Below are 17,191 nucleotides of genomic sequence, written 5' to 3' on the forward strand. Positions count from 1 at the left end.
GCCTCCAGGGGTCGTCATTACCGTGAGAAAAAAGGTGGAAAACGGTGTCGGCCGAAAGTGGAGATGCGTGGATGAACGGGCCCGGATCCGAATCAGCCCTGGCGCGACTGCTCGCCGAGGCCGCTCCGACGCAGCACCGCAGACTCGTGACGGATCTGGTGCGCGCCGCCGTGACCGAGGCGGTCGAGGCGGCCCGGCCGGGCACCTCGGGGACCCTGGACCCGTCCGTACCGCTGGCGGAACAGGGGCTCGACTCGCTCGCCGCGGTCGACCTGCACCGGAGGCTGACCGAGCGGACCGGCCTCGACCTGCCGGTCGGCCTGGCCTACGACTGCCCCACCGTGCGCGACCTGGCCGACCGGCTGCTGGCCGGGGACGGCGCCGCGGCGGACGCGACGCCGGAGCCGGCCGCTGACGTCCTCGCCGACGAACCCGTGGCGATCGTCGGCATCGGCTGCCGCTTCCCCGGAGGCATCGAGACCCCGGCCGACCTCTGGCGCCTGCTGGCCGACGGCGGCGAGGTGCTCTCCGACTTCCCCCGGGACCGGGGCTGGGACCTCGAGCAGCTCTTCGACGAGGACCCGGACGTCCCCGGCAGCTCGTACGCCCGTACCGGCGGGTTCCTCGACACGGCCACCGAGTTCGACGCCGAGTTCTTCGGCATCAGCCCGCGTGAGTCGATGGCCATGGACCCGCAGCAGCGGCTGGTCCTGGAGACCTCCTGGCTGGCCCTGGAGGACGCCGGCATCGACCCCACCGCACTGCGCCGCACCGCGGCCGGCATGTTCTTCGGGGCCGAGGTGCAGGAGTACGGCCCGCGCCTGCACGACGCCCCGGACGGACTCGACGCCCACCTGCTGGCCGGCAACGCCTCCAGCGTCATCTCCGGCCGCGTCGCCTACGTGCTGGGCACCGAGGGCCCGGCCGTCACCGTCGACACCGCCTGCTCCGCCTCCCTGGTCGCCGTCCACCTGGCCTGCCGCTCGCTGCTGCAGGGCGAGTCGTCGCTGGCGCTGGCCGGCGGGGTCGCGGTGATGGGCGGGCCGGGGGTCTTCACCGCGTTCAGCAGGCAGCGCGGGCTGTCCGCGGACGGCCGCTGCAAGGCCTTCGCCGCCGCCGCGGACGGCACGGGCTTCGCCGAGGGCGTCGGTGTCCTCGTCCTGGAACGGCTCTCCGACGCCCGCCGCAACGGCCACCGGGTGCTCGCCGTCGTACGGTCCTCCGCCGTCAACCAGGACGGCGCCTCCAACGGACTCACCGCCCCCAACGGCACCGCGCAGCAACGGCTGATCCGCCGTGCGCTGGCCGTCGCCGGACTCGGACCCGCCGACGTCGACGTGGTGGAGGCGCACGGCACGGGCACCCGCCTGGGCGACCCCATCGAGGCGACCGCGCTCCTGGCCACCTACGGGCAGGGCCGCCCGGACGGAGCCCCGCTGCTGCTCGGCTCGGTCAAGTCCAACCTGGGGCACACCCAGGCCGCCGCGGGCGTGGCCGGTGTGATCAAGACCGTCCTCGCCATGCGGCACGGCCAGGTCCCGGCGACCCTGCACGTCGACGCCCCCACCCCGCACGCCGCCTGGGCGTCCGGCAGCGTGGAGCTGGTCACCGAGCAGCGGCCCTGGCCCCGGACCGGCCGTCCCCGCCGGGCGGGGGTCTCCTCCTTCGGCGTCAGCGGCACCAACGCACACGTCATCCTGGAGCAGCCGGACTCCGAGGACCGCGCCGAGGATCCGGCCGGTGTCCCGGCCACGGACCCGGACGCGGCGCACCTCACCCACGGGAGCGATACGGGGGACGGCGCCCGGGTCCCCCTCGTCTTCCCGCTGTCCGCCCGGGGCGAGGCCGCCCTGCGGGCCCGCGCCGCCGACCTGCTGCCGCTGGCCGGGACCACGGAACCCGCCGACCTCGCCCACGCTCTGGCCACCACCCGGGCGGCCCTTCCCGACCGGGCCGTCCTCGTGGCCGCCGACAGCGCCGAGCTGCGCGCCGCGCTCACCGGCGTGGCCTCGGGGAGCACCCCCGCCGTCCCACGGGCCGGCGGCGAACTCGGCTTCCTGTTCACCGGGCAGGGCAGCCAGCGATCCGGCATGGGCCGTGAACTCGCCGCCGCACACCCCGCGTTCGCCGACGCCCTCGACGACGTCTGCGCCCACTTCGACCTCCAGCTCCCCAGGCCCCTCAAGGACGTCCTCTTCGCCCGGCCCGGCACACCGGAAGCGGAACTGCTGCACCGCACCGAATACGCGCAGCCCGCCCTGTTCGCCGTCGAGGTCGCCCTCCACCGCCTGCTGGAGAGCTGGGGGATGCGCCCGGACCACCTCGCCGGGCACTCGGTCGGCGAGATCGCCGCCGCGCACGTGGCCGGGGTCCTCACGCTGCAGGACGCCACCATCCTGGTCGCCGCGCGCGGCCGGCTCATGCAGGCGCTGCCCGAGGGCGGTGCCATGGTCGCCGTCCGTGCCGGCGAGAGCGACGTCGCTCCGCTGCTCACCGGGCGCACCGGCATCGCGGCCGTGAACGGCCCCGCCTCCGTCGTCGTCTCCGGCGACCTCGACGACGTCGAGCGCATCGCCGGCGAACTCGCCACCCGCGGCCACGACACCAAGCGCCTGCGCGTCAGCCACGCCTTCCACTCGCCGCTGATGGAACCGATGCTGGACGAGTTCCGCCGGGTCGCGCAGGTACTGGACTACGCCGAACCCACCGTGCCGGTCGTGTCGACCGTGACCGGCGCCCCCGTCGGCCGCGAACTGTGCGACCCCGAGTACTGGGTGGAACACGTCCGCGCCCGGGTCCGCTTCCACGACGCCGTGCGGTGGCTCTCCGACTCCGGCGTCCGGACGTTCCTGGAGATCGGCCCCGACGCGGTGCTGACAGCCATGGGCCCCGACTGCACGGACGCCCCCGGCACAGCCTTCCTGCCGGTGCTGCGGCGCGACCGGCCCGAGTCGCGCGAGGCCCTCACCGCGTTCGCCGCGGCCCACGCCCGTGGCGTCCCCGTCGACTGGGCACGGCACCACGCCGGACGGGAGCCCCGCCGCGTCGAGCTGCCCGGCTACCCGTTCCAGCGGCGCCGCTTCTGGCTGGACCCCGGCACCGCCGCCGACGCGGCCGGCCTGGGGCAGGCCGCGGCCGGACACCCCCTGCTGGCGGCCGTGGTCGCGGTCGGCGCGGAGGGCGTCGTCCTGACCGGACGCCTCTCCACCCGCACCCATCCCTGGCTCGCGGACCACGTGATCGCCGGGCGCGTGCTGCTTCCCGGCACCGCCTTCGTCGAACTCGCCCTGCGTGCGGGAGACCACGTCGGCGCCACCGAGCTGGAGGAACTCACCCTCGGCTCCCCGCTGGTGCTCGCCGCGGACGAACACGTCGCCGTCCAGGTGGCCGTCGGGGAACCCGACGGATCCGGACGCCGCACCGTCACCGTCCACTCGCGCGCCGACGAGGACGCGCCCTGGACCCGGCACGCGGCCGGACTGCTCACCGACAACGACACCGACTCCGCCACGCCGGCCGCCGGCGCCGAGCCGGGTGCCTGGCCGCCGCCGGACGCCGAACCGCTGGACACCACGGAGGTCTACGCCGGCCTCGCCGACCAGGGCTACGCCTACGGCCCCGTCTTCCAGGGCCTGCGCGCCGCCTGGCGGCACGGCGAGGACGTCCTGGCCGAGGTGGCCCTGCCCGGGGACGCCACCGCCGACGCCGCGCGCTTCGGACTCCACCCCGCGCTGCTGGACGCCGCGCTGCACGCCGCCGACCTCGACGCCCCGCCGCGCGGCGAGGTGCTCCTCCCGTTCGCCTGGACCGGCGTCCGCCTGCACGCCACCGGGGCGGCGGCCCTGCGCGTGCGGATCACGCGCCGCGAGGGCGACACCCTGGGGCTGCGCCTCTACGACACCGCCGGCGCGCCCGTGGCCGACGTCGAGGCCATGACCTCCCTGCCGGTACCCGACGAGGACGTCCTGTACGCCGTGCGGTGGTCGTCGCACCCCCGGCCGACCACCACCGCACCCCTGCGCACCGCCGTCCTGGACGGCGGTCCCCACCCGGCCGCCCCGTCGGACGACGCCCTCGCACCCGCCCTGGACGCGCTGCTCGACGCCCCCGCCCCGGACGCCGTGGTGTACCGCCCGGCCGGCCCTGCGGGCGCCGACGCCGCCGAGGCGCGCACCCACGTCCTGGCCACCCTGCGGCTGCTGCGGACCTGGCAGTCGGACGAACGGGCCTCCGGGACCCGCCTCGTCCTCGTCACCGCGCCCGGCAGCCCCGCCCACGCCGCCGTACGCGGTCTGGTCCGCTCGGCGCAGGCCGAGAACCCGGACCGCTACGTCCTCGTCGAGCACGACGGCCTGCCCTCCGAGGCGGAGCTGCGCCAGGTGCTCGCCACCGGGGAGCCCGAACTCTCCCTCGCCGGAGGCCGGTTCGCCGTGCCCCGGCTGGCCGCCGAGCCGGCCGCCGCGCCCCGGCCGGCCGCCGAGTGGGGCACGGTCCTCATCACCGGCGGCACCGGCGGCCTCGGCGCTCTGCTCGCCCACCACCTGGTGCGCGCCCACGGGGTGCGCCGGCTGGTCCTCGCCGGCCGCCGCGGGCACGCCCCCGGACTGCACGCCGAACTGACCGCACTGGGCGCCGAGGTGACCGTGGCCGCCTGCGACGTCGGCGACCGGGAGGCGGTACGCGACCTGCTGGCCCGGCATCCGGTCGACTCCGTCGTCCACGCCGCGGGCACGGTTCGCGACGGCATCGTCGAGAGCCTCACCGACGACATGGTCGACGAGGTCCTCCACGCCAAGGCCGCCGGCGCCTGGCACCTGCACGAACTCACCCTCGACCGGGACCTGTCCCACTTCGTGCTGTTCTCCTCGCTCGCCGCCGTCCTCGACGGAGCGGGCCAGGGCAACTACGCCGCCGCCAACGCGTACCTGGACGCCCTCGCCGCCCACCGGGCGGCGCACGGACTGCCCGCCACGGCCCTCGCCTGGAGCCTGTGGGCCACCGGCACCGGCATGGGCGCCGCACTGGACACCGCCGCCCTGGAGCGCGTGGCCGCCTACGGGGTCCCCGGGTTGTCCGCCGACCACTCCCTGCGGCTCTTCGACGCCGCGATCCGTTCCGGCAGCCCTCACCTCGTCCCCGTGGAGATCGACGCCGCCGCCGTGCGACGCCGGCCCGACGGCCCGCCACCGCTGCTGAGCGGCCTCGTCCGCCCCGTCACCCGCCGGGCCGCCGCCCGCACGGCGCCCCACCAGGAGCGGGGGATGGCCGACCTGCCCGCCGCGGACCGGGAACGCGCCCTGCTGGACCTGGTCCGCACCGAGGTGGCCGCGGTCCTGCGGCACGACTCCCCGTCGGCCATCGACCCCGGACGGGCCTTCACCGAGCTGGGATTCGACTCGCTGGCCGCCGTCGAACTCCGCAACCGCCTCAACACCGTCACCGGACTGCGGCTCCCGGCCACCCTCGTCTTCGACCACCCCACCTCGCGCGCCCTCGCCGACCATGTCCAGGACGCCCTCTTCGGCACCTCACGGCCGGCCGGCGAGCCCGCCCCGGGACCGCGCCCCGCCGACCGCGACGACCCCGTCGTCATCGTCGGCATGGGCTGCCGCTACCCCGGCGGCGTCCGCTCCCCGGAGGACCTGTGGCGCCTGGTCGCCGACGGTGTCGACACGGTCGGCGACTTCCCCGCCGACCGCGGCTGGGACACGGACGCCCTGTACGACCCCGAGCCCGGCACACCCGGCCGCACGTACACCCGGGAGGGCGCCTTCCTCTACGACGCGGCCGACTTCGACCCCGGCTTCTTCGGCATCGGCCCGCGCGAGGCCACCGCCATGGACCCGCAGCAGCGCCTGCTCCTCGAGGTCTCCTGGGAGGCCCTGGAACGCTCCGCGATCGACCCGGCGGCCCTGCGCGGCTCCCGCACCGGCGTGTTCGCGGGCGTCATGTACCACGACTACGGCACCTGGCTGACCGACGTCCCCGACGACCTCGCCGCCTACCTCGGCAACGGCAGCCTGGGCAGCGTCGTCTCCGGGCGCGTCGCCTACGCCCTCGGGCTGGAGGGCCCGGCCGTCACCGTCGACACCGCCTGCTCCTCCTCCCTGGTCACCCTCCACCTCGCCGCGCAGGCGCTGCGGCAGGGGGAGTGCGACCTCGCGCTGGTCGGCGGCGTCACCGTCATGTCGACCCCCGACACCTTCGTCGACTTCGCCCGGCAGCGCGGCCTGGCCGCGGACGGCCGCTGCAAGTCGTTCGCCGCGGCCGCCGACGGCACCGGCTGGGGCGAGGGCGTCGGCATGCTCGTCGTCGAGCGCCTATCCGACGCCCGCCGCAACGGTCACCGGGTGCTGGCCACCGTGCGCGGCTCCGCCGTGAACTCCGACGGGGCCTCCAACGGCCTGACCGCCCCCAACGGCCCCTCCCAGCAGCGTGTGATCCGCGCCGCGCTCAGCGCCGCCGGACTCACCACCGCCGACGTCGACGCCGTCGAGGCGCACGGCACCGGCACCACGCTCGGCGACCCGATCGAGGCACAGGCCCTGCTGGCCACCTACGGACAGGAGCGGCCGGACGACGAGCCGCTGTGGCTGGGCTCGGTCAAGTCCAACATGGGGCACACCCAGGCCGCCGCCGGTGTCGCCGGCATCATCAAGATGGTCATGGCGATGCGGCACGGCACCCTGCCGCGCACCCTCCACGTCGACGCCCCCTCGCCCCAGGTGGACTGGACGGCGGGCGCGGTGCGGCTCCTCACCGACGAGCGGCCCTGGCCCGCCCCGGACCGGCCGCGCCGCGCAGGTGTCTCCTCCTTCGGGATCAGCGGCACCAACGCCCACGTGATCCTGGAGGAGTTCACCGCCGACGAGCCGGAGACCGCGGAGCCCGACCCGGCCACCGTGCCGCCCGTGCTCGCCCTCCCGGTCTCCGCGCGCTCACCCGAGGCACTGCGCGGCCAGGCCGCCCGGCTGCGGGACCTGACCGGCGCAGCGCCCGCGGACCTCGGCCTGGCGCTCGCCACCACCCGCACCACCCATCCGCACCGCGCCGTCGTCCTGGCCACCGACGGGCCGAGGACCGCCGAAGCGCTGGACACCCTGGCCCGGGGCCACGAGGCACCCGGCCTGCTGGTCACCGGCACCGCCACCGACGGCTCCCTCGCCCACCTCTTCTCCGGGCAGGGCGCCCAGCGGCCCGGCATGGGCCGCGACTGGTACGACGCCTACCCGGTCTACGCCGAGCACTTCGACCGCGTCGCCGAACTCTTCGCCAAGCACCTGGAACGGCCCCTCGCCGAGGTCGTCCTCGGTGACCACCCCGACATCCTGGAGCAGACCGCCTACACCCAGGCCGCCCTGTTCACCACCCAGGTCGCCCTCCACCGCCTGCTGGAGTCGTTCGGGGTGCGGCCCGCGTGGCTGGCCGGCCACTCCGTCGGGGAGTTCGCCGCCGCGCACGTCGCGGGCGTCTGGTCGCTGCAGGACGCCGTGACCGCCGTCGCGGCGCGCGGCCGGCTGATGCAGGCACTGCCCGCGGGCGGCGCGATGATCGCCGTACAGGCCACCGAGGAGGAGGTGGCGCCGCTGCTGGACGAACGGTGCGCCATCGCCGCGGTCAACGGCCCGCGCGCCGTGGTCCTCTCCGGGGACGAGGACGCCGTCACCGCCGTCGCCGCGCACTTCGCGACCACCCGGCGGCTGCGTGTCTCGCACGCCTTCCACTCCCCTCACATGGAGCCCATGCTGGAGGAGTTCCGCCAGGTCATGGCGGCCCTCCCGGCCGCGGAACCGGTCCTGCCCATCGTGTCCACCCTCACCGGTGTCCGGGCGACGGCCGCCGAACTCGCTTCCGCCGACTACTGGGTGCGCCACGTACGGCAGACCGTGCGCTTCGCCGACGCCGTCGGGACGCTGGCCGCGCAGGGCGTCGACACCTTCCTCGAACTGGGCGCCGCACCCGTCCTGACGGCCCTGGGCCCCGACTGCCTCCCCGACGCCGAGGGGACCGCGTTCGTCCCCACGGCCCGCAAGGACACCGCCCAGGTCCCCGGTCTGCTCGCCGCCCTGGCGGCGGTGCACACCCGGGGGACGGACGTCGACTGGTCGCTCCTGTACGCCGGTTACACCGGCCGCCCCACCGAACTGCCCACCTACGCCTTCGAGCACCGCCCCTACTGGCTGCCGACGGCCACGGCCAGGGGCGATGCCGCCGGACACGGGCTCGCCACCGCCGACCACCCGTTCGTCAGCGCCCGGCTGGACCTGCCCGGTGACGGCGGAACCCTGCTCACCGGAAGCATCTCCACCGCCACCCACCCGGTGCTCACCCAGCACGCCGTGCTCGGCTCGGTGCTGCTGCCGGGTGCCGCGCTGGTCGACCTCGCCCTGCACGCCGGGCGGCTGACCGGCCGGCCCGTCCTGGAGGAACTCACCCTCCAGGCCCCGCTGGCGCTCCCCGGGGACGCTGCCGTACACCTCCAGGTCGCCGCGCGGCCCGACGGCTCCGTCGAGATCCACTCCCGGCCCGGGAACGCACCCGAGGACGAGGGCTGGACACGGCACGCGACCGGCACCCTCACCGCCACCGGCACCCTCACCGGCACGCGGACCGCACCGGACGGTGCCTGGCCGCCACCGGGCGCCGTCCCGCTCGACACCGCCGGCCTCTACCCGCGCCTGCACGGCGAGGGCTACGACTACGGCGCGGTCTTCCGCGGCGTACGGGCCGCCTGGCGGCTCGGCGACACCGTCCTGGCCGAGCTGGAACTGCCCGCCGACGCACGGCAGGACGCCGCCCGGCACACCCTGCACCCCGCCCTGCTGGACTCCGCCCTGCACGCCACGTCCCTCACCGACGAGGGACCCGGCGACGACACACCCGCCGGCACGATCGCCCTGCCCTTCGCCTGGACCGGCGTCGCCGCGCACGGCCGGGGGGCGCTCGCCGCACGCGTCCGGGTCACCCCGGGCGAGGAGGGCACCCGGCTCGAACTGACGGACACCGAGGGCAGGCCGCTGGCCACCGTCGAGTCCTACGTCACCCGCCCCGTCACCGCCGACCGGCTCACCGGGCGGGCGCGCTCCCTCTACGTCACCGGGAGCGAACCGCTGCCGGACGCCGCAGGGCGCCCCGAGCGCCGCACCTGGGCCGTGCTCGGCCCCGACGACGCGGGCCTCGGAGCCCCCGCACACCCCGCCCTGGCCGCGATCGACGGCCCCGCGCCCGATGTCGTCGTCCTGCCGGTACGCGCCCCGCAGCACGACGCGGAGCAGCTGCCCGGGGCGGTGCGCGCCACGCTGGACGCGACCCTCGCGACCGTCCAGGAGTGGCTGGGCGACGAGCGGTGGGCCGGCTCGGTGCTGCTGGTCCTCACCGCGGGCACCCTCGCCGACGCCGCCGTGCACGGACTCGTACGGGCCGCCCAGGCCGAGGACCCGGACCGGATCGTCCTCGTCGGCCGGACGGGGCCCGACAGCTCCGTACCCGACCGTGCCGCGCTGGCCGCCGTCCTCGACTCCGGCGAGCCCGAGGTGCTGTGGCGGGACGGCCGGGCCCACGCACCGCGTCTGACGCCCGCCGCGGAACCGGACGCCCCGCACACCGGCCGGCCCTGGGGCACCGTCCTCGTCACCGGTGGCACCGGCGGGCTCGGCGCCCTGGTGGCCCGCCACCTCGTCACCCGGCACGGCGTCACCCGTCTCGTCCTCGCGGGCCGCCGGGGGCCCGACGCCCCCGGCGCCGCCGGACTGGCCCACGACCTCGCCGCCCTGGGCGCCCGCGCCGACCTCGTCGCCTGCGACGTCGCCGACCCGGACGCACTCGCCGCACTGCTGGCCGCCCACCCCGTCGACAGCGTCGTGCACACCGCCGGCGTACTCGACGACGGGCTGGTCCCCGCGCTCACCCCCACGCGCCTGGACACCGTGCTCCGCCCCAAGGCGGACGCCGCATGGCACCTGCACCGGCTCACCCTCGACCGGGACCTGTCCCACTTCGTGCTGTTCTCCTCGGCCGCCGGCACCATCGACGCCGCGGGCCAGGGGAACTACGCCGCCGCCAACGTCTTCCTCGACGCCCTGGCGGCCCACCGTGCCGGGCTGAACCTCCCCGCCACCTCGCTCGCCTGGGGCCTCTGGGCCGGCAGCGGCATGGGCGCCGGCCTCGACCGGGACGACGTGCAGCGCATCGAACGGTCCGGAATCGGCGCGCTCGACCCGGCCGAAGGGCTGGAACTGTTCGACGCCGCCGTGGAGTCCGGGCTCCCCGCCCTGGTGCCGGTCCGGCTGGACACCGCCGCGCTGCGCCGCCGGGGCGACGACGTACCCCCCGTGCTGCGCACCCTGGCCGGTGTCACCGCCCGCGCGGCGCAGGACGACCGCGCCCGCACACTCGGCGAACGCCTGGCCGGGCTGCCGGAGGCCGACCACGCGCACACGGTGCTCGAAGCGGTCCGCACCGAGGTCGCGGGGGTACTCGGCCACGACGGCCCCGGGGCCGTCGACCCCCGGCGCGCCTTCACCGAGCTGGGCTTCGACTCGCTCGCCGCCGTCGAACTGCGCAACCGCCTCAACGCCGTCAGCGGACTGCGCCTGCCCTCCACCCTCATCTTCGACTACGCCACCCCGACGGCCCTCGCGGACCACCTGCTCGACCGGTTCGCCCCGGACGCGGGACCGGAGCCCGCCGACACACGGGCCGACGACGAGGTGCGGGACCTCATCGCCCGTATCCCGGTCGCGAGGATCCGCGAGGCGGGACTCCTCGACGGGCTGCTGGAACTCTCCGGGTCCGCACCCGCCGAGGCCGCGGCCGAGCCGCCCATGGACATCAAGTCCATGGGCGTGGCGGACCTGGTGCGGGCCGCCCTCAACCGCAGCACCCCCGAGTGAGCCGCCCCGGTGCCGGACGCCGCGCCGCGTCCGGCACCGGCGATCCGCCTCCGGCGCACCACCACCGCGTCTCCACCTTCACCGCATCATCAGCGCCGCCGAGTCAGCAGGGAGCGACACCGACCGTGGACACATCTGTCGAGCAGATCGTCGAGGCGCTGCGTGAGGCCATGCTCGAGAACGAGCGGCTGCGCCGGGCCAACGACCGGATCTCCGAAGCCGCGCACGAGCCCGTCGCAGTCGTCGCCATGAGCTGCCGCTACCCCGGCGGCGTCAGCACGCCCGAGCAGCTGTGGCAGCTGGTCGACGCCGGAGTGGACGCCGTGGGCGACTTCCCCGCGGACCGGGACTGGGACGTCGACGCCATCTACGACCCCGACCCCGACGCGCCGGGCCGCACCCATGTGCGCGAGGGCGGATTCCTCCACGACGCACCGCGTTTCGACCCGGGGTTCTTCGGCATCAGCCCGCGCGAGGCCGTCGCGATGGACCCGCAGCAGCGCCTGCTGCTGGAGACCGCCTGGGAGGCGTTCGAACGCGCCGGCATCGACCCGCACACCCTGCGCGGCAGCCGCACCGGCATCTACGCGGGTGTGATGTACCACGACTACGGCAGCTGGCTCACGGAAGTCCCCGAAGGCGTCGAGGGATACCTCGGCAACGGCAACCTCGGCAGCGTCGCCTCCGGCCGTGTGTCCTACACCCTCGGCCTCGAGGGCCCGGCCGTCACGATCGACACCGCCTGCTCCTCCTCCCTGGTCGCCCTCCACCTGGCCGTGCAGGCGCTGCGCACCGGTGAGTGCGGGCTCGCCCTGGCCGGCGGGGTGACCGTCATGTCGACCCCCGACACCTTCATCGACTTCTCCCGCCAGCGCGGCCTCGCCCTGGACGGCCGCTGCAAGTCGTTCGCGGAGGGCGCGGACGGCACCGGCTGGGGCGAGGGCGTGGGGATGCTGCTCCTGGAGCGGCTGAGCGACGCCCGTCGCCACGGGCACAAGGTGCTCGCCGTCGTGCGGGGGACCGCCGTCAACCAGGACGGCGCGTCCAACGGCCTGACCGCCCCCAACGGCCCGTCCCAGCAGCGCGTCATCCGCGCCGCCCTCGCCGACGCCCGGCTCGAACCCCGCCAGGTGCACGCCGTGGAGGCACACGGCACCGGCACCCCGCTCGGCGACCCGATCGAGGCCCAGGCCCTCCTGGCCACCTACGGTCAGGACCGTGCGGAGCCGCTGTGGCTGGGGTCGGTGAAGTCCAACATCGGACACACCCAGGCCGCGGCCGGAGTCGCCGGAGTCATCAAGATGGTCATGGCCATGCGCCACGGCCGGCTGCCCCGGACCCTGCACGCCGGACAACCCACCAGCCAGGTCGACTGGGAGGCCGGCGCCGTCGAACTCCTCGCCGAACCACGCGAGTGGCCCGCCCCCGGTGAGATCCGCCGCGCCGCCGTGTCCTCCTTCGGGATCAGCGGCACCAACGCCCACGTCATCGTCGAGGCGGCCCCCGACCCCGAGCCGCGTGAGAAGGAGCCGGTCTGGGACCGGCCGTTGCCCCTGGTGCTGTCCGCACGCGACGAGCCGGGACTCGCCGCGCAGGCCCGCCGCCTCCTTGACCACCTGGCGACCGGCGCCGACCCGGTGCCCAACGTCGCCCACACCCTGGCCACCTCCCGCGCCGCACTGGACCGGCGGGCCGTCGTCGTCGGCGCCGACGCGGCCACCGTGACCGCGGGCCTCACCGCCCTGGCCGAGAGCGACCCGGCGTCCGGTGTGGTGCGCGGCGCACCGGCGGGGGAGTCCCGCATCGCGTTCGTCTTCCCCGGACAGGGCTCCCAGTGGGCGGGCATGGCCGCCGACCTGCTGGACACCTCCGAGGTGTTCGCCGCTTCCCTGGCCGACTGCGCCGAGGCCCTCGCGCCCTTCACCGACTGGGACCTCCTCGCGACCGTGCGCGAACGCCGCCCGCTGGAACGGGTGGACGTCGTACAGCCCGCCCTGTGGGCGATCATGGTGTCGCTGGCCGAGGTGTGGCGCGCGCACGGCGTGCGTCCAGCCGCCGTCATCGGCCACTCCCAGGGCGAGATAGCCGCCGCCTGCGTGGCCGGCGCGCTCAGCCTCTCCGACGGGGCCCGCGTCGTGGCCCTGCGCAGCCGGGCGATCGCCGAGGCCCTCTCCGGCCTGGGCGGCGGCATGATGTCGGTGGCCCTGCCCGAGTCCCGGGCCCGTGAACTCGTCGCCGCCCACGACGGGCGGGTCTCCGTGGCCGCCGTCAACGGTGCCTCCTCCGTGGTGCTCTCCGGGGACGGCGACGTCCTCGACGCCCTGCGCGCGACGATCGTCGCCGACGGCGGACGCGCCAAGCGGCTTCCGGTCGACTACGCCTCGCACTGCGCCCACGTCGAGTCGATCCGCGAACGGCTCCTCACCGACCTCGCGGACGTGCGGCCGCGCGCCGCCGACGTGCCCTTCTACTCCACCGTCACCAACGGCGTGCTGGACACCACCACGCTGGACGCCGGGTACTGGTACACCAACCTGCGCCAGGGCGTCCTGTTCGAGCCGACCACCCGGACCCTGCTGGGCGCCGGCTACGGGGTGTTCGTGGAGTGCAGCCCGCACCCGGTCCTGCTCAACAGCATCGAGGAGACCGCCGACGCCGCCGGCACGGACGTCACCGGACTCGGCTCGCTGCGCCGCGACGACGGAGGCGCGGACCGTCTGCTCACCTCGCTGGGCGAGGCGTTCGTGGCCGGCGTACCGGTCGACTGGTCCCCGGTGTTCGCCGGGATGCCCGTGCGGACCGCGGACCTGCCCACCTACGCCTTCCAGCGTGAGCGCTACTGGCTCGGCCGGTCCGCTGCCACCGGCGACGTCACCGCCGCGGGCCTCCGGAGCGCCGGCCACCCGCTGCTGGGCGCGGCCGTCCCGGTCGCGGGCGGCGGCACCCTGTTCACCGGCCGGCTCTCGCTGTCCACCACACCCTGGCTGGCCGACCACGCGGTCTCCGGCACCACCCTGCTGCCCGGCACCGCGCTGGTGGAACTGGCGCTGAGCGCCGGCCACGAACTCGGCTGCGGACACGTCACCGAACTCACCCTGCAGGCACCGCTGCCGCTGCCGGAGCGGGGCGCCGTCCAGCTCCAGCTGCACGTGGCCGCCGCCGACGGCCAGGGGCACCGCGCGGTGACCGTCCACTCCCGCCCCGAGAGCGCCGACGAGGCAGCCTGGACCCTGAACGCCTCGGGGCTCCTCGCACCGCAGTCCGCCCGGCCCGCCTTCGACCTCGCCGCCTGGCCGCCCCCCGGCGCCGAACCGGTCCCGGTGGACGGGGCGTACGCCGAACTGGCGGTCCTCGGCTACGAGTACGGGCCGGCCTTCCAGGGACTGCGCGCGGTCTGGCGGCGCGGTGACGAGACGTACGCCGACGTCGAACTGCCCACCGAGGCCGGCGGATTCGCTCTTCACCCGGCCCTGTTCGACGCCGCCCTGCACGCCGACGGCCTCGGCGCGCAGGGCCAGGAGACGGCCCGGCTGCCCTTCGCCTGGACCGGGGTGTCGCTGTACGCGGCCGGGGCCACCGCCCTGCGGGTCCGCCTCCGCGGCGGCGACACGCTCTCCCTGGAACTGGCCGACCCCACCGGCGCTCCGGTCGCCGCCGTCGAGGCCCTGGTCTCGCGGCCGGCCGACAGCGGGGCGTCGGCCTCCCCGGTCCGCGCGGACGACCTGTACCGGCTGGACTGGCCCGTGGTGCCCGTACCGGATGCCGCGGCACCCGCGCACGCCGTACTGGCCGAGGGCGGCACGGCCGCGCTCGCACCGCTGCCCGAGTGGGTGGTCCTGCCGGTGACCGGCGGCGACGACCCCGCGGCCTCGGTGCGCGAGGCGACCGTACAGGCCCTGACCGCACTGCACGACTGGCTGGCGGACGACCGCACGGCCACCGCCCGGCTGCTGGTCCTCACCGCGGGCGCGGTCACCACCGGCGAGGAGGACGGCCCCCTCGACCTGCCGGGCGCCGCCGTGTGGGGCCTCGTCCGCGCCGCCCAGGGCGAACACCCCGACCGCATCGTCCTGGTGGACACCGCCCCCGGAGCGGTGGACGGCGAGGACCGGATCGCCGCCGCCGTACGCGCCGCCGCCACGAGCGGCGAACCGCAACTGGCCCTGAGGGGGGACACCGTCCGGGTGCCCCGGCTGGCCCGCGCCGTCGTCCGGGGGAGCGCCGCAGCGCTCGACCCCGACGGCACCGTGCTGATCACCGGCGGAACCGGTGTGCTCGGCGCCGTGGTCGCCCGCCACCTGGCCACCGCACACGGCGTGCGCCGCCTCGTCCTGGCCGGGCGCAGCGGCACCTCCGCGGACGACTTCGCCGATCTCGCCGAGTCGGGCGTCCAGGTCGTCGTCGCACGCTGCGACGCCGCCGAGCGCGACGAACTGGCCGCGCTCCTGGCCGAAGTGCCCGCCGCGCACCCCCTGACCGCCGTGGTGCACCTCGCGGGTGTCCTCGACGACGGGCTGGTCACCGACCAGACCCCCGAGCGGCTGGACGCCGTGCTGCGGCCCAAGGCGGACGCCGCCTGGAACCTGCACGAGCTCACCCGGGACGCGGACCTGGCAGCGTTCGTGCTGTTCTCCTCGGCGGCGGGCACCGTCGACGGAGCCGGGCAGTCCGGTTACGCCGCCGCCAACGCGTTCCTCGACGCCCTCGCCGCGCACCGGGGCTCCCTGGGGCTGCCGGCGCTCTCCCTGGCCTGGGGCTTCTGGGAGCAGCGCACCGGTATGACCGCCCACCTCACGGACGCCGACGTCGCGCGCATGACGCGTGCGGGAGTCCGGCCCCTGCCCACCGAGGAGGGACTGCGGCTGTTCGACGCCGCGCTCGCCGCCGACGAGCGGCTGCTGCTGCCCATCGGCCTCGACCTGCGGGCCTTGCGCGGCGCCGACGGGGTGCCCGCCCTGCTGCGCGGCCTGGTGCCCGCCCCCGCCCGCCGGGCCGCCGCCACCCGGACCGTCGGGGACTCGTTCACCGACCGGCTGGCGGCCCTGGGCGCCGCCGAACGGGACGCGGAGCTGATGGAGCTGATCCGCACCCAGGTGGCCGCCGTCCTCGGCCACGGTTCCGACATGGTGCTCGACCCGCGCCGCTCCTTCCGCGAGGCGGGGTTCGACTCGTTGACCGCGGTGGAGCTGCGCAACCGTCTGGGCGGCGCCGTCGGCCTGCGGCTGCCCGCGACCCTCGTCTTCGACCACCCCGACGCCGACGCCCTGGTGCGGTACCTGAGGACGGAACTCCTCGGCGCGGACGCCGGGGACGCCCCCGGCGCCGCGGCACCGGAGACGGCGTACGCGGCCGACGAGCCCGTGGCGATCGTCGGCATGGCCTGCCGCTACCCCGGCGGTGTCACCACCCCCGAGGAGTTCTGGCGGCTGCTGGCCGACGGCGGGAACGGCATGGGTGACTTCCCGGACGACCGGGGATGGGACCTGGACACCCTCTACGACCCGGAGCCCGGCAAGCCCGGACACTGCAGCACCCGGTCGGGCGGATTCCTCTACGACGCCGCCGAGTTCGACCACGACTTCTTCGGCATCGGCCCGCGGGAGGCCCTCGCCATGGACCCGCAGCAACGGCTGCTGCTGGAGACCTCCTGGGAGGCCCTGGAGCGCGCCGGCATCGATCCGCACAGCGTGCGCGGCAGCCGCACCGGGGTGTTCGCCGGCGTCATGTACCACGACTACGGCAGCCGGCTGCGCGACGTCCCCGAGGCCGTCCGCGACTACCTCGGCAACGGAAGCCTCGCCAGCGTCGTCTCGGGCCGCGTCGCCTACGCCCTCGGTCTGGAGGGCCCGGCCCTCACCGTCGACACCGCGTGCTCCTCGTCCCTCGTGGCGCTGCACCTCGCCGCGCAGGCGCTGCGGCGGGGCGAGTGCACCCTGGCGATGGCCGGCGGTGTCTCCGTGATGTCGACCGTCGACACGTTCGTCGACTTCAGCAGGCAGCGCAACCTCGCCGCGGACGGCCGGGTCAAGTCCTTCGCCGACGCGGCTGACGGCACGGCCCTGTCGGAGGGCGCCGGTGTGCTGGTGTTGGAGCGGTTGTCGGATGCGCGGCGGTTGGGGCATCGGGTGTGGGCGGTGGTGCGGGGGAGTGCGGTGAATCAGGATGGTGCGTCGAACGGGTTGACGGCGCCGAATGGTCCTTCGCAGCAGCGGGTGTTGGGTCAGGCGTTGGTGTCGGCGGGTGTGTCGGCGGCTGATGTGGATGTGGTGGAGGCGCACGGTACGGGGACGGAGTTGGGT

2 protein-coding genes are annotated in these 17,191 nt (G+C 76.0%); both read left to right on the plus strand.

Annotated elements, in window-relative coordinates:
* The first annotated feature begins 71 nt into the window (after positions 1-71).
* The gene (locus IA22_RS0131490) at positions 72-10,892 is read left to right on the plus strand and encodes a type I polyketide synthase (protein ID WP_030125562.1); all 10,821 of its coding nucleotides are present in this window, start codon (positions 72-74) and stop codon (positions 10,890-10,892) included.
* Positions 10,893-11,017: 125 nt separating this feature from the next.
* The coding region (locus IA22_RS0131495) for a type I polyketide synthase (RefSeq protein ID WP_038273196.1) at positions 11,018-17,191 on the plus strand (6,174 nt) is incomplete at its 3' end.

It is taken from the genome of Kitasatospora papulosa, from assembly GCF_000717245.1.
Taxonomy (GTDB): domain Bacteria; phylum Actinomycetota; class Actinomycetes; order Streptomycetales; family Streptomycetaceae; genus Streptomyces; species Streptomyces papulosus.

Coding starts and splice junctions, on each gene's coding strand:
- IA22_RS0131490 (WP_030125562.1), top strand. CDS start 72: ATGAACGGGCCCGGATCCGAATCAGCCCTGGCGCGACTGCTCGCCGAG.